The organism is Marinomonas sp. UCMA 3892 (assembly GCF_012726345.1).
Classification (GTDB): Bacteria; Pseudomonadota; Gammaproteobacteria; order Pseudomonadales; family Marinomonadaceae; genus Marinomonas.
In genome coordinates this window covers 232,701-254,357 of sequence record NZ_PTXN01000009.1, presented here as the reverse complement: position 1 = coordinate 254,357, position 21,657 = coordinate 232,701, and the positions used below count along the sequence as shown (strand labels likewise).

At 40.5% G+C, this 21,657-nt stretch carries 22 protein-coding genes; 10 read left to right on the top strand and 12 right to left on the bottom strand.

All coding sequences use genetic code 11. The features are described from left to right. Positions 1 to 101: 101 nt before the first annotated feature. The 10 genes from B6N13_RS14705 to B6N13_RS23590 all read right to left on the bottom strand — a co-directional run bounded on the left by B6N13_RS14705 (position 102) and on the right by B6N13_RS23590 (position 10,550). The gene (locus B6N13_RS14705; RefSeq protein ID WP_169459787.1) at positions 102 to 1,136 is read right to left on the bottom strand and encodes a chemotaxis response regulator protein-glutamate methylesterase; all 1,035 of its coding nucleotides are present in this window, start codon (positions 1,134 to 1,136) and stop codon (positions 102 to 104) included. Positions 1,137 to 1,153: 17 nt separating this feature from the next. Further along, positions 1,154 to 1,774, bottom strand: coding sequence for a chemoreceptor glutamine deamidase CheD (gene cheD, locus B6N13_RS14700; protein WP_169459786.1), 621 nt, complete (start codon positions 1,772 to 1,774; stop codon positions 1,154 to 1,156). Positions 1,775 to 1,783: 9 nt separating this feature from the next. After that, positions 1,784 to 2,581, bottom strand: coding sequence for a CheR family methyltransferase (locus tag B6N13_RS14695; protein WP_169459785.1), 798 nt, complete (start codon positions 2,579 to 2,581; stop codon positions 1,784 to 1,786). Positions 2,582 to 2,586: 5 nt separating this feature from the next. Next, positions 2,587 to 4,467, bottom strand: a complete 1,881-nt coding sequence (locus B6N13_RS23595) for a methyl-accepting chemotaxis protein (protein ID WP_012070977.1) — start codon at positions 4,465 to 4,467, stop codon at positions 2,587 to 2,589. Positions 4,468 to 4,537: 70 nt separating this feature from the next. Continuing rightward, positions 4,538 to 5,020: a chemotaxis protein CheW gene (locus tag B6N13_RS14685; RefSeq protein WP_012070976.1), complete on the bottom strand. Its 483-nt coding sequence runs from the start codon at positions 5,018 to 5,020 to the stop codon at positions 4,538 to 4,540. 12 nt (positions 5,021 to 5,032) lie between these two features. Further along, a complete protein-coding gene (locus tag B6N13_RS14680) occupies positions 5,033 to 7,042 on the bottom strand; it encodes a chemotaxis protein CheA (RefSeq protein WP_169459784.1) in 2,010 nt (669 codons plus the stop codon). A gap of 33 nt (positions 7,043 to 7,075) precedes the next feature. Then, positions 7,076 to 7,441: a response regulator gene (locus tag B6N13_RS14675; RefSeq protein ID WP_169459783.1), complete on the bottom strand. Its 366-nt coding sequence runs from the start codon at positions 7,439 to 7,441 to the stop codon at positions 7,076 to 7,078. A gap of 8 nt (positions 7,442 to 7,449) precedes the next feature. Further along, complete coding sequence (locus tag B6N13_RS14670) at positions 7,450 to 9,102, bottom strand: SpoIIE family protein phosphatase (protein WP_169459782.1); 1,653 nt, start codon at positions 9,100 to 9,102, stop codon at positions 7,450 to 7,452. Beyond that, positions 9,095 to 9,373, bottom strand: coding sequence for an STAS domain-containing protein (locus B6N13_RS14665; RefSeq protein ID WP_012070972.1), 279 nt, complete (start codon positions 9,371 to 9,373; stop codon positions 9,095 to 9,097). Before B6N13_RS14665 ends, B6N13_RS14670 begins: the two co-directional genes overlap by 8 nt. A 22-nt stretch (positions 9,374 to 9,395) precedes the next feature. Beyond that, complete coding sequence (locus B6N13_RS23590; RefSeq protein WP_169459781.1) at positions 9,396 to 10,550, bottom strand: methyl-accepting chemotaxis protein; 1,155 nt, start codon at positions 10,548 to 10,550, stop codon at positions 9,396 to 9,398. Positions 10,551 to 11,002: 452 nt separating this feature from the next. Between B6N13_RS23590 and B6N13_RS14655 the strand changes: the two genes are divergently transcribed. From B6N13_RS14655 to B6N13_RS14630, 6 genes are all read left to right on the top strand, one after another. Continuing rightward, a complete protein-coding gene (locus tag B6N13_RS14655) occupies positions 11,003 to 11,416 on the top strand; it encodes a VOC family protein (protein ID WP_169459780.1) in 414 nt (137 codons plus the stop codon). Next, positions 11,413 to 12,348, top strand: a complete 936-nt coding sequence (locus B6N13_RS14650) for a glyoxylate/hydroxypyruvate reductase A (RefSeq protein ID WP_169459779.1) — start codon at positions 11,413 to 11,415, stop codon at positions 12,346 to 12,348. Before B6N13_RS14655 ends, B6N13_RS14650 begins: the two co-directional genes overlap by 4 nt. A gap of 37 nt (positions 12,349 to 12,385) precedes the next feature. After that, positions 12,386 to 12,736 (top strand): 5-carboxymethyl-2-hydroxymuconate Delta-isomerase, encoded by a 351-nt coding sequence (locus tag B6N13_RS14645; protein ID WP_012070968.1) that lies wholly within the window; start codon positions 12,386 to 12,388, stop codon positions 12,734 to 12,736. 30 nt (positions 12,737 to 12,766) lie between these two features. After that, positions 12,767 to 13,762, top strand: coding sequence for a phospholipase A (locus B6N13_RS14640; RefSeq protein ID WP_012070967.1), 996 nt, complete (start codon positions 12,767 to 12,769; stop codon positions 13,760 to 13,762). Positions 13,763 to 13,943: 181 nt separating this feature from the next. Then, complete coding sequence (locus tag B6N13_RS14635; protein WP_012070966.1) at positions 13,944 to 14,459, top strand: phosphatase PAP2 family protein; 516 nt, start codon at positions 13,944 to 13,946, stop codon at positions 14,457 to 14,459. Then, the gene (locus B6N13_RS14630) at positions 14,456 to 15,556 is read left to right on the top strand and encodes an MJ1255/VC2487 family glycosyltransferase (RefSeq protein ID WP_169459778.1); all 1,101 of its coding nucleotides are present in this window, start codon (positions 14,456 to 14,458) and stop codon (positions 15,554 to 15,556) included. The genes B6N13_RS14635 and B6N13_RS14630 overlap by 4 nt, the downstream gene beginning before the upstream one ends. A 27-nt stretch (positions 15,557 to 15,583) precedes the next feature. On the opposite strand, the gene B6N13_RS14625 is transcribed toward B6N13_RS14630, so the two are convergent. Next, the gene (locus B6N13_RS14625; protein WP_169459777.1) at positions 15,584 to 16,507 is read right to left on the bottom strand and encodes a dienelactone hydrolase family protein; all 924 of its coding nucleotides are present in this window, start codon (positions 16,505 to 16,507) and stop codon (positions 15,584 to 15,586) included. A 248-nt stretch (positions 16,508 to 16,755) separates the two neighbouring features. On the opposite strand from B6N13_RS14625, the gene folM reads away from it, so the two are divergent. The 3 genes from folM (at position 16,756) to B6N13_RS14610 (ending at position 18,683) form a co-directional block, all read left to right on the top strand. After that, positions 16,756 to 17,478 (top strand): dihydromonapterin reductase, encoded by a 723-nt coding sequence (gene folM, locus B6N13_RS14620; RefSeq protein ID WP_012070963.1) that lies wholly within the window; start codon positions 16,756 to 16,758, stop codon positions 17,476 to 17,478. A gap of 73 nt (positions 17,479 to 17,551) precedes the next feature. Next, on the top strand, positions 17,552 to 18,235 hold the full coding sequence (gene folE, locus B6N13_RS14615; RefSeq protein WP_012070962.1) for a GTP cyclohydrolase I FolE: 684 nt from the start codon (positions 17,552 to 17,554) through the stop codon (positions 18,233 to 18,235). A gap of 172 nt (positions 18,236 to 18,407) precedes the next feature. Next, entirely contained in the window at positions 18,408 to 18,683 is a 276-nt protein-coding gene (locus B6N13_RS14610) for a hypothetical protein (RefSeq protein WP_048814386.1), read from the top strand. 157 nt (positions 18,684 to 18,840) lie between these two features. On the opposite strand, the gene B6N13_RS14605 is transcribed toward B6N13_RS14610, so the two are convergent. Then, the gene (locus B6N13_RS14605; protein ID WP_012070960.1) at positions 18,841 to 20,052 is read right to left on the bottom strand and encodes an MFS transporter; all 1,212 of its coding nucleotides are present in this window, start codon (positions 20,050 to 20,052) and stop codon (positions 18,841 to 18,843) included. Between the two features lie 379 nt (positions 20,053 to 20,431). On the opposite strand from B6N13_RS14605, the gene B6N13_RS14600 reads away from it, so the two are divergent. Then, a complete protein-coding gene (locus tag B6N13_RS14600) occupies positions 20,432 to 21,649 on the top strand; it encodes an MFS transporter (protein ID WP_012070959.1) in 1,218 nt (405 codons plus the stop codon). The last annotated feature ends 8 nt before the right edge of the window (positions 21,650 to 21,657 follow it).

The following is a 21,657-nucleotide window of genomic DNA, read 5'->3' as shown; positions in this document are numbered from 1 at the left end:
TTTGTTTTGATGTTTAATAACATTGGGATGAAGCTTTAGAAGCTTCATCCCAATGTTCGATTCGCTTTGGATATTATTAGTGAGTCTGTTTAGACGGTTTTTTAGCGCAATTTTTCGACGAATGTCTCTTTTATATTGTTTAATGCTGTAATGACACTGGCAGCCCCCATTTCCACTGCGACTCTTGGCATACCATAAACGACACAAGAAGCTTCATCTTGTACCACGGTAAAGCCACCTGCGTTTTTAATTTTTTTCAGTCCACGTGCGCCATCTTTCCCCATTCCTGTTAATAGGGTTGCGAAAGCATGACGTCCAATTTCCTCCGCTACAGAATTGAACAGCACGTCAACAGAAGGGCGATGACCTGCCACTTTCTCGGCTTTAAATATTTCTGTGTAAAGCTGATTATTGGAGCGAACGACTTTCATATGGAAGTCGCCTGGGGCAAGGTAAGCCACTCCAGGGCGAACTAGCTCTCCACCTTTCGCTTCTACAACAGTGAAATCGGTTGTTCTATCCAATCTACTTGCGAATGTTGAAGTAAAGCCAGCTGGCATATGCTGAACAATTAGTAGAGCGAAATTTGTGCTTGGTAGTTGGCCAAGTAGATAGTTGATTGCTTCTGTTCCACCAGTAGAAGCGCCAATTGCCAAAACTTTATTCGTAGACAAGGGCTCCTGTACAGAGGGTTTCTTAGAAGTTTGATGATCTATGCCTGTTGCAATATTACACGCCGCCGCCATATGAATTTTCTTGATAACCATTTTGCGATAGCGCAAAAACATTTCTTTTTGGTTTAATTGCGGCTTAGCAATGTAATCAATAGCTCCTAGTTCTAATGCCTGTAATGTCGTATCGGCATTTGCTTTGGTTAGCGTCGAGATCATCACCACGGGCGTTGGTTTAATTTTCATTAATACCTCAAGAAAACGTAAGCCGTTTACTTGAGGCATTTCGACGTCAAGGGTGATTACATCTGGGGAAAGGTCTTTTACCATTTGCTTGGCTTCAAAAGCATCGCTTGCAGTACCAACCACTTCTAACCCCGGATCAGATTCGATGACCTCTTGGAGCACTTTTTGGATAGATATAGAGTCGTCAACGATAAGAACTTTAATTTTTGTAGACTGCATAGGCTTCCATATAAATACTAAAACAAATCGACATCGCCTGAATCATTACCCTTGCCAACAGTAGAAATGGCTTTTCTATAACGCAACTCACAATTGATTGCTTCAGCATCGTGATGTTGACGAAGCTTCTTCATCATAACTCGGCCACTAGACGGAAAAAAGTTAACACGCCTTGGGTAGATGTCTAAAAGGTCTGACGATTCGACCGAAATCTCTTCATTTTGCAAATAAGAGAGAATGTAATCGACATTTTTTTTGCCGATATTATGAGTCGTCATGCCTTTTATAACACTACCACCGCCAAATACTTTAGCCCTAAAATGATTCCGACGAGCACCCAGCTTGATTAGGTGGTTAATTAATAACTCCATGGCATAAACACCATATCGTCCAGCGGAGGACAATAGATCATTGGCATCGCCTCCATCAGGCAGTAAAAAATGGTTCATGCCGCCCACTTTCGCAGTAGGGTCGTACAAACAGACAGAAACACATGACCCTAATAAAGTCGTAATCATGACGTCTTCATTGGTCGCGTAATATTCACCTGGTAAAACTTTTACCGAGGTAATATCAAATGTATTGTCAAAATATTGCCGAGTCGAAAAGTGTTCTATTACCGAATTTTTTAATGACATAGTTCAACCTTACAGCTTTATGTACGCTGTTCGACCAATGGGTTTGATAACATTGGAAAAGTGTGAAAAATTTTCCGAATGTCCCGCAATATAAAGGCCACCAGGTCGAAGTTTGGCCAGTAACTTCGTTAATATTTTTGCCTGTGTGTCTTTATCAAAATAAATCATCACGTTGCGACAAAAAATAACGTCAAGATTTGGTTCTATAGGGAGGCTTTCATCCAGTAAATTTATACGAATGAAGTCAATCATCTCCCGTAATTGCGGTACTACTTTAGCTAAACCTAAATTTTTGCCTTTTCCTTTTACAAAAAAGCTTTTTTTATCTGGTAATGCTTCGACTTTCTCTATCGGATACATACCTTGATTCGCCGTTTCAAGAACCTTGCTATCAATATCGGAAGCAATTATTTTTACATCATGATTAAAGTGCCCATAAGCTTTAACCAGACTCATCGCAATAGAGTAGGGCTCTTCACCCGTACTTGATGCAGCACACCAAATTCTTTTGACATTTTCACCCTGATTGATGAATTGCGCCAAAATACTAAAATGGTGAGGCTCTCTATAAAACGAAGTCAGGTTTGTGGTTAGTGCATTGATAAAGTTTTCCTGTTCGTCATTGTGGTTTTCCAAGTACTTTAAATACTCTTTCGTGCTTTTTAACCCCAATTTACGAATTCTTGGGGTCAATCGGCTATAAACTAACGACTCTTTGGAATCAGCGAGCTTTATCCCTGTCAATCCAACAAGGATAGTTCGCACTTTATTGAAGTCACTTTGAGTAAACCCAAATTCCCTTTCCATAAGATTTAAAACTCCTCCCAGCCGTCATCTTCATCATCAAGTTGAGGCTTAGGCAAAGGTTTCGCTTTTTTAACCGCAGCGGACGCAGGTGGCAACTTTTTCGCTGCTGAAGCTTGGGAAGCCGCTGGTTTTTTCACATGGGCAATTTGTTTAATATTCTGAGACTGATGGTCATCATTCAATATGAATTGATTGACGTTCATTGTTAATTGATCTGCTTGGCCTAATAGACTTTCAGATGCGGCGGCGGCTTCTTCTACCAGGGCAGCGTTCTGTTGAGTCATTTCATCCATTTGACTTACTGCTTTGCCGATTTCGTCAAGTCCAGATGATTGCTCAGCTGATGCACTGGCGATTTCAGCCATGATGTCATTAACCTGTTTAATCGCAGAAACCACTTCGCGCATCGTGTTTCCTGATTTGTTAACTAGGTCATTACCGTTATTAATTTTGGTAGCAGACTCAGAAATAAGATCTTTAATATCTTTTGCTGCATTCGCTGAGCGTTGTGCCAAAGTTCTTACTTCAGACGCAACAACCGCAAACCCACGTCCTTGCTCACCTGCTCTGGCCGCTTCAACGGCAGCGTTAAGTGCTAGGATATTCGTTTGGAAAGCAATGCCATCGATCATGCCAATGATGTCTGCAATTTTTTGTGAAGACTCATTGATCGACGCCATGGTCTTAACCACGTCCTCTATTAGGTGGCCGCCATCGATTGCGATGGTCACAGCATTAGAGGCTAAGTTATTTGCTTGTTTGGCACTGTCCGCATTTTGTCGAACCGTGCCTGTTAGTTCTTCCATACTGGATGCGGTTTCTTCTAAGCTAGAAGCCTGTTGCTCAGTACGATTAGAAAGGTCTGTGTTACCGTTGGAGATTTCACGAGCACCCGTATAAACAGCATCAGAAGCATTTTTAATACTGATGATAATGTCAGTCATAGTATCAAGCAGGGAGTTTACCCCTTGTGAGATACTTAGCATCATATCTGATTTGTCTTCTGTTGCCACTCGATGAGTCAAGTCGTTATTTACAGCCGCATCAATCGCGGCATTTACCTGGCTCACAGTGAGCTGAAGTTGCTGTTCTGCTTCGACTTCCGCAGTAATGTCCGTTGCAAATTTCACCACTTTATAGGGTGTGCCGCTTGGGTCACGAATCGGGCTGTAGTTAGCTTGTATCCAAATAACTTTGCCGTTTTTATGGACGCGAGGAAAACGCCCAATGAAATGTTCACCATTTGATAGGCTGCGCCAGAAATTACGATACTCTTCTGATTTTTTGTATTCGGAATCGACAAACAGACTATGGTGTTTACCTTGAACTTCTCCAAGGGTGTAGCCCAATGCATTTAAGAAGTTATCGTTAGCGCTAAGAATGGTGCCATCAAGCTCGAAAGAAATAACCGCTTGGGACTTAGAAATAGCCTCTAGTTGGCTCTCATAATCGGTATTTTGGTTTTTCTTCTCGGTGATGTCCGTCGCAAACTTAACCACTTTAAAGGGCTTGTTATTGGCGTCAAAAATAGGGTTGTAGCTTGCTTCAATCCATACTGCCTCACCAGTTTTGCTATAGCGGCAAAACTCGCCACTTTGAAACTCTCCGTTGTTTAGTTTTGCCCAAAACTCTTTATATTCTCGACTGTTGCGATATTTATTGTCCACAAAAATACTGTGGTGCTTACCTTGAACCTCTTCCAGAGTGTAACCAAGAGTATTAAGGAAATTGTCGTTGGCAACCAAGATGTTGCCATGCAAGTCGAACTCTATGATAGCTTGAGATCGCGTTAAAGCATTTAATTGACCTTGAGCGTTTACCCAGACATCTTTGTCGATAATCATTTGATTATCATCTAATCGCTTTGAAAATAGGCTTTTTAACATGGCATTAACCCTTCCTGTGAATCTTATTTACTGTGAAGCCTTGAAGGCTAACTGTGAATATTGTTTATTCTTATACACTCTCGAAAACACCGATCTCATCGCTGGATATGAGTTCTTCAATGTCCACGATAATCACCATTTGGTCCTCCAATGCGGCAAGCCCATGTAGGTAACGGCTATCGAAAGCCACACCAAATTCAGGTGCTGGTTTAATATCTTCGGCTTCTAAGTTCATTACATCTGATACACCATCAACCACAATTCCAACCACGCGATCGCGTACATTTAGCATAATCACTATGGTCCATTCGTTATAAGTGGCTTCACCTATATTGAATTTAATTCGTAAGTCGACAATCGGAACAATATCGCCACGGAGGTTGATAACTCCTTTAATGTAACTTGGCGCATTCGCTATTTTTGTTGCTGGTTCATATCCCCGTATTTCTTTCACCGTCATAATATCGAGTGCGTAGGCTTCATCGCCAAGAACAAAGGTTAAGAACTCTTTTGCAGGCATTGAAGACGTATTCCCCTGCTGAAGTATTGCCATAATGAATGCCCCCTATAAGTCCGATTTGATGAATTGCGTTATTGAATCGACATCTAAAATTAACGCCACGCTGCCATCTCCCATTATGGTTGCGCCAGCAATGCCTTCTACTCTTCGATAATGTCGTTCTAAGTTCTTAATCACGACCTGTTGCTGGCCTAATAAAGAATCAATGATTAACCCAAATCGTTGTTTAGATGTTTCAACTAGAACAACAATGCCAGTTTCCATATTGGTTTCATTTGGGCTTCCTCCTAACGTTTTTCCAATATCAATTAGTGGCCAGTATTCATCACGAACCCAGAGTAATTTCTTACCTTTAATATGCTTGATTTGTTCGGCAACGGGCTGAATACTCTCAACAATATTGACAAGAGGGATAATGAATACTTGGTCAGAAGCCTCTACTGTCATGCCATCTAATATTGCTAATGTCAGTGGTAAATTGATGGTGAATACAGTTCCCATGCCAGCGGTTGAACTGATATCAATACGGCCACCTAGAGATTCAATATTTCGTCTTACCACGTCCATTCCAACGCCACGACCAGAAACATCGGTCACTTCAGCGGCGGTAGAAAATCCCGCTTCAAAAATAAGTTGCCAGACTGCACTATCTGATAGCGGTTCAGGTAACGAGATACCTTTTTCAACGGCTTTGGCTATGATTCGCTCACGATTTAGACCGGCACCATCATCCGTAATAGTGATAACGATTTCGCCGCCTTTTTGTGCTGCTGAAAGCATCACGATACCAGTTTCAGATTTATTGGCTTCTAGTCGCTTTGCTGGCAGCTCAATGCCATGATCCACACTGTTTCTAATTAGATGTAGTAGAGGATCAGAAATTTTCTCCACTAAATTTTTGTCTATTTCTGTGTTTCCGCCTTCGATGACTAGGTTGATTTTCTTCTCTAATTTAGTTGATAAATCACGGACCAGTCTGGGGAAACGGTTGAATACAAAAGAAATAGGGAGCATGCGAACCGACATAACGGCTTCTTGAATTTCACGAGTGTTTCGCTCAAGTTCAATTAGTGCTGATTGCATTTTATCGGCGATGCTTTCAGGTACTTCACTGCCAATTAAATTCAGCATGGATTGAGTAATAACAAGTTCACCCACTAGGTTAACGAGTTTGTCAATTTTGTTGGTTTCGACTCGTATGCTAGTTGCTTCAGCCTTCGTTTCGGATGCTTTGGATGAAGGTGTTGGTTTAGCAACGGTAGAAGAGGTTAGGCCTGCAGGTTGTGCTGTTACTGCATCTTTTTGAGGGCTATTAAATTCTTCATTAAAGAAGCCATAACCAATGTTTTCTGTATGCTCAGTATTAGCATCCGGTTGAGGTTCTGTAGTTAGACTTTCGGCCTCTTTAGCCATCTCATTGTTTTCTTCAAAAAAGCCATACCCAAGGCTTTCTTCATCAATGGCTTTGCTATCTTGATCTTGCTCTTGCTCTTTGTCATCCTCATCAAAGAAACCAAAACCTTGGTCTTTTTCTGAGTCATTTTCGTCTTCCTCAAAGAAACCAAAACCTTGCTCCTCTTCTGTGTCAGCATCATCGTCATCAAAAAAACCATAGCCGAGATCTTCTTCCTCATCTAAAGGAGAGTGGACTTGATTATTTGAGCCAGTCACTTCTTGAAGAGTAGCGCTTAATCGAGCCTTACTGGCTTCGATAATGTCCCAATCGATCTCTGCTTCTTCTCGATAGCAACTAAGAATATTTTTTAGAACATCGGTGGTTTCTAATAAAACAGTAATGAGATCAGTGGTTAAAGTGAGTTCATTGTTTCTTGCAGAGTCCAACATGTTTTCCATAACATGAGTTAACCCTGTCAAAGCTTTGAAGCCAAAAATGTCGCTACCACCTTTTATTGAGTGCGCGGCACGGAACACACTATTAAGCTCTTCCATATCGGGTGAATCGATATTATAGGCGAGCAATAATGTTTCCATGGTTTCGAGGTGTTCTTGCGCCTCCTCGAAAAAAACCTCATTGTATTGACTTAAATTATCCATACTGTCTCTCAATGAATTTGCAAAATGAGACGTTTAGCGAAGGACTTTCGCAACAACTTCAAGCAATTTTTTAGGGTCAAATGGTTTCACCATCCACCCAGTTGCTCCTGCAGCTTTACCCTTTTGCTTCATGTTTTCCCCTGCCTCAGTGGTTAATACAATGAGTGGGACTCGGGCATAACTTGGCATCGCTCGCAACGATTTAATTAAGGTTATGCCATCCATGTTAGGCATATTCTGATCGGTTAGAACAAAATCAAACATTTCGGTTTTACAAAGGTTTAGTGCGGCTTGGCCATCACTTGCTGTTTTAACAGCGTAACCAGCCCCTTTTAAGGTCATTTCCACCATCTGGCGAACAGAAGGGGAGTCATCTACGATAAGCAGTTTTTTACTCATAATTCATCCTAGTAACGTAAGGTCGTACGTGTTGTGTTGATATTTTGATCATAGGCAAAGTCACTACATAAACTACTCACTATGCTTAAGCCTCTGCCATAACTTTGATCACTTGAAATAGGTATTTCTTTCTTAACTTGATAGCCATTGCCTGAGTCTGAGACTGTTAATCTCAGTGTTTTTTGGTTGGCGTCCCAATTAACGGATACAGCAACCTTTTGGTTATTGCTTAGGGTTTGAATAGCCTCATTTCTATCGTCTAGGTAAGCGATAAAATCTGTTTTTTTCAGGTTAGACTGGATGTTTAAAATGCCATGGTCTACAGAGTTAACGAGTAATTCAGTAAGTACCGTGAATACTCGCTGGCAAAATGACTGAGAAAAGCCATAGCTTTCAATGAGTTCTACTAGTTTTAAAGTAAAATGATCATTCAACAGTGAGTCTCCAAATAGCTCAAAACTAAATGAAAAGTTCCCTTTTGGACTTTGTTTTTCTACAGGAGTATCTGAGAGCTCTTGTCTTAATGTCCCTAAATTTAAGCTGCATAAGGTCATGTCATCGTGGCTGTTTAAATCTGCTTCCATGGCATGCATGCGTGTAATTGAGTGCTCTGGATCGCTAGGGTATTCAGCAATAATGGAGTAGACATCATTAAAGGTAAGCATTGTTTCTTTGTGACGTTTATTTTCAATTAAGCCATCACTAAAAAACGAAAGATATTCAATGCTATCAAGTGGAAAGGTTTCGAATTTAGTACTGATTTCGTTGGTCAGCAAAATACCAATAGCCATGTTTTTTGCAGGAATTTTATCGATTAATTGTTGTTCTTTATCGAAAATAAGCACATGTGGCATTCCTCCATTCCAGATGCTAATGGTGTTTTTTGCTAAGGATATTTCAATTAAAATACAGGCGAAAAAACGATTGCTGGGGACAGTTTCAGAGTGTTTGTCACTAAGTTCCCGTAAAATTGCTCCCGTTGATAGGCCTTTTTTTACCATGGCATTAAAGGTGACAACCATAGGGTAAATAGTAATAGCTGCTGCCATACCATGGCCAGTTGCGTCCCCCAACATAATAATTAAATTGCCATTCGGCGACATTGCCGATATTAGAATATCACCGCAAAACCTTCCGCTAGAGAGTGTGGCTACATCAACACCTTCAATAGAGCAAGAGTGGGTATGTAATATATGATCGTAGACAAAAAATGCTAGCGCTTCTTCTTGCTCTTTTTCTTGCATGATACTGAGGTAGTTTTCATTAGCTCTAAATAGAGCCAATTCCACTTCTGACCAATCAAGAAAACTTTGTACTTTGTTTGATAAGAGTAATGGTAAAATGGGTTTTTGAATAAAATCTTTTACTCCCGCATCAAACAAACGTGCCATGTGCGAGCTGTCATATTCCGCAGTTATCATTAGAATAGGAGCCATTGGGTAGAGTCGACGAATCTGTGGAATTAATTCGTCTGACATTCCATCTGGTAGATGAACATCGAGCAAGAAAAGTTTTATAGAGTTATCACCAAAACATTGACGAGCTTCTTCAAGCGTTGATGTCAATATCACCTCAATCCCTTTTATTTGAAGTGCCTTAGACACAATCAAGCGAGTTGAAGCATTATCCTCTAATAAAAGAACTTTACTTATGCTATTCATAGCTAAATAGCTTCTCAAAATTAGCCATGTCTAAAATGTCTTTAGCAGTACCATTCGCATTTCGAATAGTGCAATGGCCAGAAACTTTATTTAATTGTCGATGCAAAAGAACCATCATCCCTAAAGCGGAAGAGTCCACATAGGAAACACGAGAAAAATCTAATATGATTGTTTTTGTCTTTGTTAACGCTTCTTCATAAGTTTTTGTGAACCAGCTGTGTGTACTAAAATCAAACCTTTCAGGCATATTAATCGCAATGCAATCAGACATTCGAACTTCTCCTCGTTCTTATTTAAAATAAATCAATGTCGCCGCTTTCAATGTTTTGTTGAGAAACAGGGTTATGTTTTTGCTGGCTACGTTGTTTGATTATTTCTAATTTATCCCTTAACACATGTTCAATATTGTCTGATGAATCATCGTTAACGGTACTCAACTGCTCGCCCATAAAATCTAATACTTCGATGGTGTAGGTAAGGTTTTGACTATTAATATCGTCAAATTGTAGTGCTCTAGTCGCATCATATATGGCTGACTCTAGTGACTTCGCAAGAGTTTCTAGCTCCAACGTGATGTTAGCATCGGCTTCAGCTTTGTTGACAATGTGTTGTAGGGCGCTATTCATGGTTTTTTTAGATTCCATAATATAGGTCACATCATGGGCAGCTAATCGTTCCATTGCTTTTGTTAAGTTAGATACTTGATCTTGAATTTTTTTAAGGCGAGATTGGATGGCAATACTGAAGCCTGAAGATCTATTTGACAGGGAGCGAACTTCATCCGCAACAACCGCAAATCCTCGTCCGGCTTCACCAGCTCTAGCCGCCTCAATAGCTGCATTAAGCGCTAAAAGGTTAGTTTGATCTGCAATATCATCAATGTCTTTTAAGGCTTTTGCTATTTCAGGCATTTCGTCATGAATTTCATTTACTTTTGAAAGCAGTTCCATAGATGACGCAGACATTTCAATTGTACTTTCTATGAATTTATCTAGCGTGGTTGCTGTTTGTGCTGCAAAGTCACGCATGACTTCACTGTAATATTTACTGTCATCACTTTCTGTTTCAACTAAGCGATGAATGCAATTAGCTTGTTGGTCGATTAGTGAATTTGTATCTATAAATGCATTATTCAGTAGCTCGACGGCACTTTTTTGTGTGGCAAGTACGTTACCAAGGTCATCTGAACAGACGTTTAATAAAGGCACTAAATCTCTGCTGAAAAGTGCTTCAGGAATAGATACATGATCAGCTTGATGTGGCTGTATAGTTGGCTGATCTCCAGAAGAGTCAGTAGACTTAAGTTTGTTTTTCTGGGGGCGAGATAAGAAAGTTGGAATAAAACCAAAAAATGCAAGAACCGCAATAGCTTCCCACATTAAAGATTCATAAATTAGAATCCCAGCTAAAACTAACGCAAAACAATGACAAAGAAGAAGTCGCAACATGTTTATCCTTAAGCAGTTTGTACTATTCAACAAAGTAAGTGTAGTCAATAAAATAGAATATTTTTAAAAATGACTAATAAATTTAATAAGCTATTTTCATCAGTATATTAATAATGATTTTCTTGTATATGCCTCTTTTCAAATTGATACAAAACACCATGAAACGTGACAAAGCATTGATACAAAAAAACATATTGAGAATGCTATTAATAGACAAAAATAATGTCGTGGATTGGTGTGATGTAATTGTGAGAGGGTTAAAATGTGAATTTTTGAGAATAAGAAAGAGGTGGTTAAGCTAAGTAGTAATTGCTGTATTCCGCAGGCCTTTTGGAGGTTTTAGGTATTTATTTATGCAATGCTTACTATGTGTTGCCGCGTAACTGATACGTGTTTACTTTTATTCTGTGTGCTGTATTTTCTAACCTAATCTATTGTTGTTAGGGGTTCTTATGTCTGCTTTATTTCACTATGCTTTCCATGTCACTTCCCTAGATGAAACACGACTTTTTTATACTCAGGTTTTAGGCTGTATTGAAGGCCGTAGTACCGAGACCTGGATAGACTTCGATTTTTATGGTCATCAATTGTCTTTACATTTAGGTACGCCAAGCCCGACGACAAATACTGGGCGAGTGGGTGAGCATCTTGTTCCTATGCCTCACTTTGGTTTGATTTTGCCACTTGATGAATGGCAAAAAGTCGCTAAGCGCTTAACGGAAGCCAATGTTGCGTTCGATCTTGCACCGAGTGTTCGCTTTGAAGGTATGCCAGGTGAACAATGGACGATGTTCTTTAAAGATCCAAGTGGTAATGCTATTGAATTAAAAGGCTTTAAAGACTTATCTCAGGTGTATGAGAAATGATTCCTTTTGTTAGTCGTGCAGATTTAGCAGAGCAAAAAATTTGGATTAAGCATTTATCATCAGCGATGCCCAACGAAGTGATTGTCCCTTTTGTCGATTTGACAGCAGAACAAAAACAGCAATGTGATATAGCCATTGTGGCCAATCCTGATCCTCAAGATTTACTGTCTCTTCCTTCATTGAAGTGGGTTCATAGTGTGTGGGCTGGTGTAGAGCGGATGATCAATGAATTATTGTCGCCCTCTTTTTCGATTGTTCGATTAGTTGACTCAAATTTAGCTGAAACTATGTCAGAAGCGGTTTTAGCTTGGACACTTTTCCTTCATAGAGATATGCCAATATATGCCAAACAACAGGCTAAACAGTCTTGGGTTCAGCTGCCTATGGTGGCTGCTAAAGATCGCCGAATTGGCGTGCTTGGGTTGGGTGAATTAGGACGTGTTAGTGCGCAGCGTTTAGTTGCTAATGGTTTTTCTGTTGCTGGGTGGAGTCGTAATCCAAAACAAGTTGAAGGCGTTGAGTGTTTTCACGGTGAAGAAGGTCTCATCCCATTGTTGAGCCAAAGTGATATACTCGTCTGCCTTTTGCCCTTGACGATAGAGACTAGGGGATTGCTTAACCATCAAAATTTGTCTTGTTTGCCTGTTGGAGCAAGCCTGATTAATTTTGCTCGAGGTCTCATTATTGATGATGAAGCTCTGTTAGTAAAACTTGAGCGAGGGGATTTATCTCATGCTGTGTTAGATGTTTTTGTGAATGAGCCTTTACCAGAAAATCACTCGTTTTGGTTGCATGAATCTATCACAGTGTTACCACATATTTCTGCGCCGACACACCCGGTTAGTGCGAGTGAAATTGTTGCTAAAAACATTAAGCAGTATCGATTAACTGGCAGTATACCGCCTTCAGTTGATTTGCTTCGTGGTTATTAGTGAAATACGTCTAATAAATCTAAAAATGGAGTCTTAAATGCCACATTGCATTGTTGAGTATAGCCAAAATTTAGAGCAAGAAGTGCCACCGGTTGATCTTCTTGAAGCCGTCAAAGGAGCCTGTATTGCCTCGGCTCTATTTATTGAAGAAGACATCAAATTACGCAGTTTTCCGTATAAGAGTTTTTTAACAGCAGGAAAAGAAGATGCATTTGTTCATGTTATTCTGCGTATGCTTTCGGGTCGCACAATAGAGCAAAGAAAACATCTTTCTTATTTGGTTCTAGAAGCTCTAACACAATTTGCATTAAAGGATGTTAGTTTTTCGGTTGAAGTGTGTGAGATGGAGCGAGATACCTACGCTAAAAAGGTTGTTCTGTCCCAATGAAATAGTGTTTTTCACTTAAGGGTTTTAGTAATGAAAGCCATTGTATGCTCAATAATGCTTCTTCCAAGTTTGCTATGGGCTGAAGTGGAATCGACCTCGTTAGATAAGTCAGGCAGTAGTTCTTTTAATACCTCTGATACAGCGACGGTTGTTGAAGGTGGTGAGGAGGCTTATTCTCCAGAAGAGCCCCAAGTACCAGAATCTACTGCCAAGCGGGCTAAAGAAGACAACGGGTTATTGCAACAAAGAGAGAATAGAGAAACGGCAACAGTAAATAATCCGTTTGTTTTAACACCTCATAAACCGAATTATTTTTTACCTATTGCTTATACGTCTAATCCTAACGATCGTGCTTTTTTAGGTGATGCGAGCGATTCTGAAAGTCTACAAAGCGTGGAGTTTAAGTTTCAATTTAGTCTTAAGTTTCCCGTTGCTTATGATGTTGTGGGTAGAAACAGTAGTTTGTGGTTTGCTTACACGCAGCAAGCTTATTGGCAGGCGTATAACAGTAGTATCTCGGCACCTTTTCGTGATACTAACCATGAGCCTGAAGCCTTTATTGTTACCAAGCCAAAGCATGGTTTTCTAGGTATTAACCCTGATTATGTGTCTTACGGCTTTGTTCATCAGTCCAATGGCCAGTCAAATGAACTGTCTCGCTCGTGGAATCGATTTTACGTGGATTTCTTGTTTGAGCATGGCGATACTGCTTTTTCTATCAAGCCTTGGTATCGGATTCCTGAAAGTTCAAAGGTTGATGATAACCCGAATATTGAAAATTATTACGGCTATGGCGAGTTCAATATAATACACGTTATTGATGATTATACGATTGACGTAATGTTGAGAAATAACCTTAAATCATCCGATAACAGAGGGGCTATCCAGGTCGGTTTTACTTTTCCTTTGTGGGGTAAAAGCCGTGGTTATATTCAGTACTTTAATGGTTATGGGCAATCCTTATTGGATTATAATCATCAGACTCAGTCGCTTGGTATTGGGATAATGCTTACTAACTGGCTATAGCTTGATCATAGGCTTTAAATAATCTGATATTTTAAGCTTTGAAGTGCCTCGTTATGACGAGGTATTTTTTTGCCTGAAAGTTGTGATTACTGTCTGTCACTAAGTTGTCATAGTAATGCCACAGAACGGACATTTTACTGGTTTATGTTGAAAGTAAGACAAAACCAGTGAGGTGATAAGTATGAACATACTTCAGAATATCCACGCAGTAGATGTACAGACTTTTTCTTGGTGTATGGCTAGAAAGCACCGCGCGACGCTGACTCGTATTGGACGCGCGATTTCATTTTCAGCGGATGGTCCGATTTATGCTTTTCTAGCGCTTTTATTTTGGTTCGCTGGAGAGCTCTCTTTGACGCTTGTTTTGCTGTTGGGCTTTACTGTCGAGCGTGTTCTATATTTTGTTTTAAAGCGCGGTTTTAAGCGTAATCGTCCGGCTGATGCGCTTGATAATTTTAGCAGTTTTATTATTCCTTCTGATCAATTTTCTTTTCCATCAGGACATACCTCAGGGGCATTTTTTATGGCCTTTTGTTTATCTGAGTGGTTTCCAAGCATGAATCTGATGTTGTATTTCTGGGCGGCGAATGTGGGCTTATCGCGCATTTTTCTTGGCGTCCATTTCCCCACGGACACCGTAATTGGTGCTTTATTAGGCACGGTTTGTGCTGCGTTAGCAATAGGGATATTAGTATGAAAATATTGTACGGTGTTCAAGGAACTGGTAATGGACATATTACTCGAGCAAGAGCTATGGCTGCAGAAATGCATGCAGCTGGTGTGGAAGTTGATTTTGTTTTTTCTGGTCGTTTACCAGAAGATTATTTTGATATGGCAGTATTTGGTAACTATCGAACCTTCCAAGGTTTGAGCTTTGTGGCACGAAATGGTCGGCTAGATCTGTACGCAACTTGTAAGAGTGCTAATCTTTATAAGCTGTACCGAGACATTCGCTCGATAGATACTCATGGTTACGATTTGGTGATTACGGATTTTGAGCCTATCGTTGCTTGGGCGGCCAAACGTCAAGGCGTGCCCTGCGTAGGGTTTGGTCATCAGTATGCATTTAAATATGATATTCCTCGCTATAAGAAGAATTTTATTGCCCAGTGGATAATGTCAAATTTTGCGCCAGCAGCGACCCAACTAGGTGCTCATTGGCATCATTTTGGCCATCCTATTTTGCCGCCACTGATTAATGCGCAGCAAATGAAAAACATGGCAGATCCTGAACAAGTTCTGGTTTATCTACCCTTTGAAAACAGTGAGGCTGTGTTAGATTGGCTGGATGGTGTGCCGAATTATCGCTTTCGCCTTCATTGCAAAGACATTGAGCCTGGTGTGTATGGCAATGTAGAAGTGTTCCCTTTTGGTCGAGAAGTATTTCAAAAGAACTTAGCTGAATGCGAATCTGTACTCTGTAATGCTGGGTTTGAATTAAATTCTGAGGCCTTGCAGCTTGGCCGTCGTATTCTAGCAAAACCATTAAAGGGTCAAATTGAACAGCATTCCAATGCCATTGCGTTAGAGTTTTTAGGCATAGCTAAAACCTGTGATATTTTAAATTCGCAAGTGATTCAAGAATGGTTAGAAACTAGTCGAGTAGTTCAGATATCGTATCCGAACGTTGCTCGTGCAGTTGTTGCTTGGCTGCAATCTAGTAATGACATTAGTGTATCTGATTTATGTGAGTCCTTGTGGCGACAAACTCCGAATGTTCGCGGTATTGATTTTAAATACGATAAGGCATCGTCTTCCATTAATGTGAAGAATGTTAAAGGCGTTACGGCCTAAGCTAGCCGGCCGTAACGCCCACATAGACTAAGCGGTTAATGTTTTTTTGAAAAAGCTAATAGTGCGTTCCCATGCAAGCTCGGCGTTTTTCTCTTGGTAACGAGCAGTGGAATCATTGTGGAAACCATGATTTGCCTGAGCATACATATAGGCGGTGTAATCAACTTTATTAGCCTTTAGTGCTGCTTCGTAATCTTGCCAAGTATTATTCACTCGTTTATCCAGTCCGGCAAAATGCAGCTGCAATGGTGCTTTTATTTTATCTATGTTGGACTTAGCTGGTGTGCCGTAATAGGGTACGCCACCATGGATAGTATCTGGCATTGAAGCAGCCAAAGCATTTGTTAAATAGCCACCATAACAAAATCCGACCATGCCGACTTTCCCAGTACTCAATTCATGTTGTTTCAATAAAGTTGCCGCATCCATGAAATCACCTTCAATCTTGTTTCCATCCAGTGTTTTTTGCATTTCTCGGCCTTTATCGTCATTGCCAGGATAGCCACCCAAAGAGAAAAGAGCATCAGGGGCAAAGGCAATGAATCCCACTTTTGCTAAGCGTCTTGCCACATCTTCTATATATGGGTTAAGACCACGGTTTTCGTGAGCAACCAGCACGGCTGGGGCTTTGTTTTCTGCATTGACGTTTTTGGGAATGACTAAATAGCCGCGAGCTTTGCCATGCCCATTGGGTGAATCGTACACTACATAACTAGCTGTAATATCTGGGTCGTTAAATGATACTTGCTCTGCCAGTGCATAGTTGGGTGTTAGCGCACCTGCCACGATAGAAAGAGTCACTCCTGTTACGCTAAGTGTGCCAAGGCGAGATAAAAAAGTTCGGCGATCTATGTCGCCATGAGCGTATTCGTCGTACCAATCGAAGGCTTCCTGAGGAATACTGCCGCTTGTTAACGATGTATCAGTCGATCTTTCTGTCAGTAAGGTCATCGCAATTTCCTCTTTTAGTTGGATGGTGACATTCAATAGCGCATTTTTTAGAAATTATTAATAAAAAGTGGTTCAATGGATACGAAGAAAAAAGTGTTTTAGATGATATCGATTGATCTCTTTTTTAAAAGTGAACGTATTTAAGGTTAGCCGAAGAATTAAACGTTGGCTGCAACAAAATACAGATGTTGAATTGATAGTATTTTTTTATGTGGTTAATGATGATAACTCAGTAGGAACGGATACTAATGACGCGTAAAATGCCAATTATTATTACCGGCGGAGGACAGCGCCTAGGTCTTGCCTGTGCTAAAGCGTTAGTTGCTCAAGGATATGAGGTAATTATTACTTATCGTAGAGAACGAGAAGACATTACTATATTAGAAGGACAAGGAATTTCTTGTATACAGGCTGACTTTTCATCTATCTCTGGTGTGGATGAATTTATTGCTACAATACAAGGTCGGTATTCAGCACTTGGTGGAATTATTCATAATGCTTCTGAGTGGGAGTCTGAAGAAGATTGTTCGGATACGGCGTTATTAATGGAAAAAATGTGGCAAGTCCACGTATTTGCGCCTTATCGTATAAATCTAGCCTTCGAAGCATTATTATGTGCAGGTTCTGAGCAAGATGGGCAAGCAGACATTATTCATATGACGGATTATGTCGCTGAAAAAGGCAGTGATAAACACATTGCTTATGCTGCAAGTAAAGCGGGCTTAGCGAACTTAACTTGCTCATTTGCTAAACGATTTGCACCTCTAATTAAGGTTAATGCGATCGCACCATCACTTTTAATGTTTAACAGTGGCGATGATACAGAATATCGGAACAAAGCATTGAATAAATCCTTGCTGCGCAAGGAGCCAGGGGAGCAAGAAGGTGTGCTCGCAATACAGTACATATTAGACAGTCGTTATATGACAGGTCGAACCTTGTCACTTGATGGAGGCCGACATTTGGTCTAACTCACTGAATGGGACTTCTTTTTTTGAACGCCTTCATGTCATGAGACAGGGTTAAGCAACTTAGGACAAACATATGAAAGCTAACACAGCTGAACAAACGAATTTAAACCTGCCTGCATTGTCTGATGCGGCTATAAAAGTACGCGATGCTCTTATTAACAGCGGCCTTGAAACTCCGATGATTGATAACGGCCTGACAAGCGAAGAAAAATACCAGCGTATTAAAAGTGCCTTTGAGGATGTGGTTACAACTCTTGGTCTAGATTTGACCGACGATAGCTTGGCAGAAACACCACACCGTATAGCTAAAATGTACGTAAAAGAAATCTTTTCTGGTTTGGATTACGCACAGTTTCCAAAAATCACAGTGATCGAAAATAAGATGCAAGTAGATGAGATGGTGAAAGTCAGCGACATCAGCTTCACTAGTACTTGTGAACATCATTTTGTGACTATTGACGGTTTAGCAAAAGTTGCTTATTTACCTAAAACGAAGATTATCGGTTTGTCCAAAATCAACCGTATAGTGCGCTTCTTTGCTCAGCGCCCTCAGGTACAAGAACGTCTTACTCAGCAGATTTTAGTCACCTTGCAAGCTTTACTTGAAACAGACAATGTTGCGGTAAGCATTAGTGCTGTGCATTATTGTGTAAAAGCACGAGGCGTTATGGATGCCAGCTCTTCGACTCAAACAACTGCTCTAGGCGGACTTTTTAAACGCAGCGACAAAACGCGCGGTGAATTCCTCGCAAGATAAGAGTCCTAGATAAGGGGCTGTAAGATATGAACAATCTAGATAATCGCTAAGCTAAAATACAAAGTATTCTCTCAATTAAAGAGCCTAAACATATAGGCTCTTTTTTTATGAGTTGAATTAGGGCAAAGTGTTTCAGCATATAGCATTTTTAAGCAGCTCTGAGGTTTTAGATATGACGGATAAAAAGAAGGCAGTTTGGTTTCCAGCAAAAAAAAATGGCTGGGGGTGGGGGAGGCCAAATACTTGGCAGGGATGGACTGTTTTAGCCTTATACCTGTTGACTGTCGTCGTTATTAGCATCGTGAATGATCCAAAAGCTGAGCTGCTTAAATGGGCTGTGTCTATGGTTATTAGCACGCTTATTTTGATTGCTTGTTATTACTGGAAAGGTGAAGCGCCAAACTGGAAATGGAAGACTATTGAAAAAGATAAGCGTAAGTGGCGTTAAATGATTGGTACGATTTTATTTAGCCATTGAATCAGGGCAAATAGTCTTTATTTTTGACAGTGGTATTTTATGTACTGGACTGAGTAATTGTTAGTTCATTATCCATCGTTTTAAGGCTATCAGCCTGACTTTGTGTCAAGCTGATCGTGCATCTTTGTTAATCGTTTTCTTTGTCTAAGGTGTCACGTTTCAACAAAGTTGGAAATAAATACATCCAAAGACCCACAACGGCAATCGTGCCAACACCACCGATAACAATCGCGGGAACTACACCAAACCATGCCGCAGTTACGCCAGATTCAAATTCTCCCAATTGATTGGAACTGCCAATAAAGACTGAGTTGGCGGCACTGACTCGACCGCGCATTTCGTCTGGGGTTTCTAATTGTACAAGCGTGGAGCGGATAACAACGCTGATCATGTCAGACAAGCCTAGGAGAACTAAAGCAATCATCGACAAAATAAGGTTTTCAGACAAACCGAATAGAATGGTTGCAGCACCAAAAATAGCCACTGCTGCGAACATGATTTTACCTACACTATGCTTGATAGGTCGACGGGCTAAGTAGATAGACATAAGCAGCGCGCCAAGTGCAGGAGAGCAACGTAATAACCCCAACCCCCAAGGGCCTGTATGGAGAATGTCTTTGGCGACAATAGGTAATAGAGCGGTTGCTCCACCCAATAAAACAGCAAACATATCTAAGGAAACTGAGCCTAAGATGACCTTATTGCCGCGGATGAAGGTTATGCCGCCAAGCAGGTGGGTCATACTGATAGGCGATTTACTTTTTACCGTAAAATTGTAATGTAAAAAGAACATGATAATGCATGAAATGAAAAAGAAGGTCATGCTAGAAAGATATAGAGTGGTAGGACCTAATAGATAAATGAGACCACCAAGAGCTGGACCTGCAATGACCGATATTTCGCGTGCTGAGGCTATGGCACTGACTGCCCGAGAAAGTAATTCGTTAGGAATAAGGTTTGGTAAAATTGCTTGGTTTGCTGGCATTTCAAAGGCTCTTGCCGTGCCTAATAATGCCGCGCAGAGATAAATCATTTCGGCAGAAATTGTCGATGACATATTGCCATAGGCTAATATTCCGACTGTCATAGCCATTGATAAACGAGTACAAACACAGATCAATCGACGGTTGTAATGATCAGCCACATGGCCGACGACTAAGGTTAATAATAGTTGTGGTAGGAATTGACAAAGCCCGACCAAACCGAGAGCCATAGGACTGTTAGTGAGGTCGTACATTTGCCAGCCTATTCCAACGCTTAGCATCTGAAACGCAAATGAGGAGGCAATTTGCCCAATCCAGTAATGGACAAAGTTTGGGTGTTTAAAAAGCGGCGGCATAATTTCCCTTCTTTTTATTGCTGAACAGTCATTAGCGCACTCGTTAAGCAGATAATCTCTGGAGTTCGGCCATTTTTTAACGGGAGTGAGCGAGAAGATACGTTTATTACAAAAAAGGATTTTACGCATTTTTCTATCACTGGTGCAAAAATAAAACCTAAGCTTTTCTGATTATTTCTTGATAGTCGTTATTTCCATTTTAAATCCTTGGTTTGGCTCACAACGGCCAGAAAAAAGCCCCAAAATATGATAATTTATTGGCAAGTTTATCTGGATGATAAATAGCCCCTTTTAAACGCAAGCTTGCCTCGGTAAGTTTGTTTAAATGGATCTGCTTTGCTGGCGGACTGAACTGCTAGTTTGATATCAAGGATATGCATTGATTAATTCCGAAACCTATTCCTCTCTTCATGAGCGTTTGTCCCGTTGGTTATTATTATCTTGTTTGATGATAGTAGGGATTGGGCAGTCTTTTATATTTACGTCTTTACCACCAATTGGTCGTGAAATTGGCTTGGCTGATGTTCGAATCAGTACGCTTATTACCGCTGGTGCCGCAACTTTTGTTGTTGCTGCATTTTTATGGGGTGGCATCATTAATCGAATTGGTCGTGTGCGTTCGGTGATTATCGGTATGAGTAGCTACGCAGTGACCATTACCCTGACTGGGTTTGTGCTGCAAGAAGCCTTGGCTAAGAATTTATCTGCGGAGGAAACTTATTACTTGGTGTTTGGTTTACGTATTATTTTTTCCCTTGGAATTGCTGGTGTTTTACCTTCTGTTCAGACTTATTTAATTGCTCATACTGACATTAAACATCGTAGTTCTACCATTGCTATGATTGGCGCATCTTTTAGTATAGGGATGATTTTAGGTCCAGCTTTTGCTTCTTTATTGAGTAGCTTAGGGTTGACTGCGCCTTTCTATATCATTGCTTTTTTGGCGGGGAGTATCGTTTTACTGGTAGCGTTTTTTGTTAAAGATACTAAGCATGTACGTCAATTTGTGAAACCACCTAAGATCAATTGGTTTGCTCAGCCAGTTATGCCATTTTTGTGTATGTCTTCTTTGTCTATTTTGTCGATGACAGGTGTTCAGCAAATTATGAGCTTTTTGATTCAGGATAGGTTTCAGCTTGATGTTGCTCAGACAACACATCAGTTGGGATTTGCCATGATGACCATGTCTTGCTTTAGTATTTTAGTGCAAATGATATTGGTACCACGATTTCAGCTTGGTGTTGTGACTTTGATTTTTTCTGGGGTTGGCGTCGGAGTTCTGGCTCAACTGGCGTTTATCTTTTTAGATTCTTACGTTGGTGTTTTGTTTGCCATGGGATTGTTCGGTGCAGGCTTTGGTTTCTTGTTTCCGGGAATAGTAACCGCGCAAACTTTGTTGGTAAAAGATGAGCAACAGAGTCGTTTAGCAAGCATGAATGCTTCTATGCAGGGCTTGGGGGCAGCATTAGGGCCCGTCACTCTGGCTTCTTTGTATCAATTAGGGCAGTTAGTGCCATTTTTTGCTTTGATGTTCAGTTTAATCTTTATGCTGGGTGTCTTTATATATTGTAAGTCGAAATTAAGGCAGATTTTTTAGTCTTATAT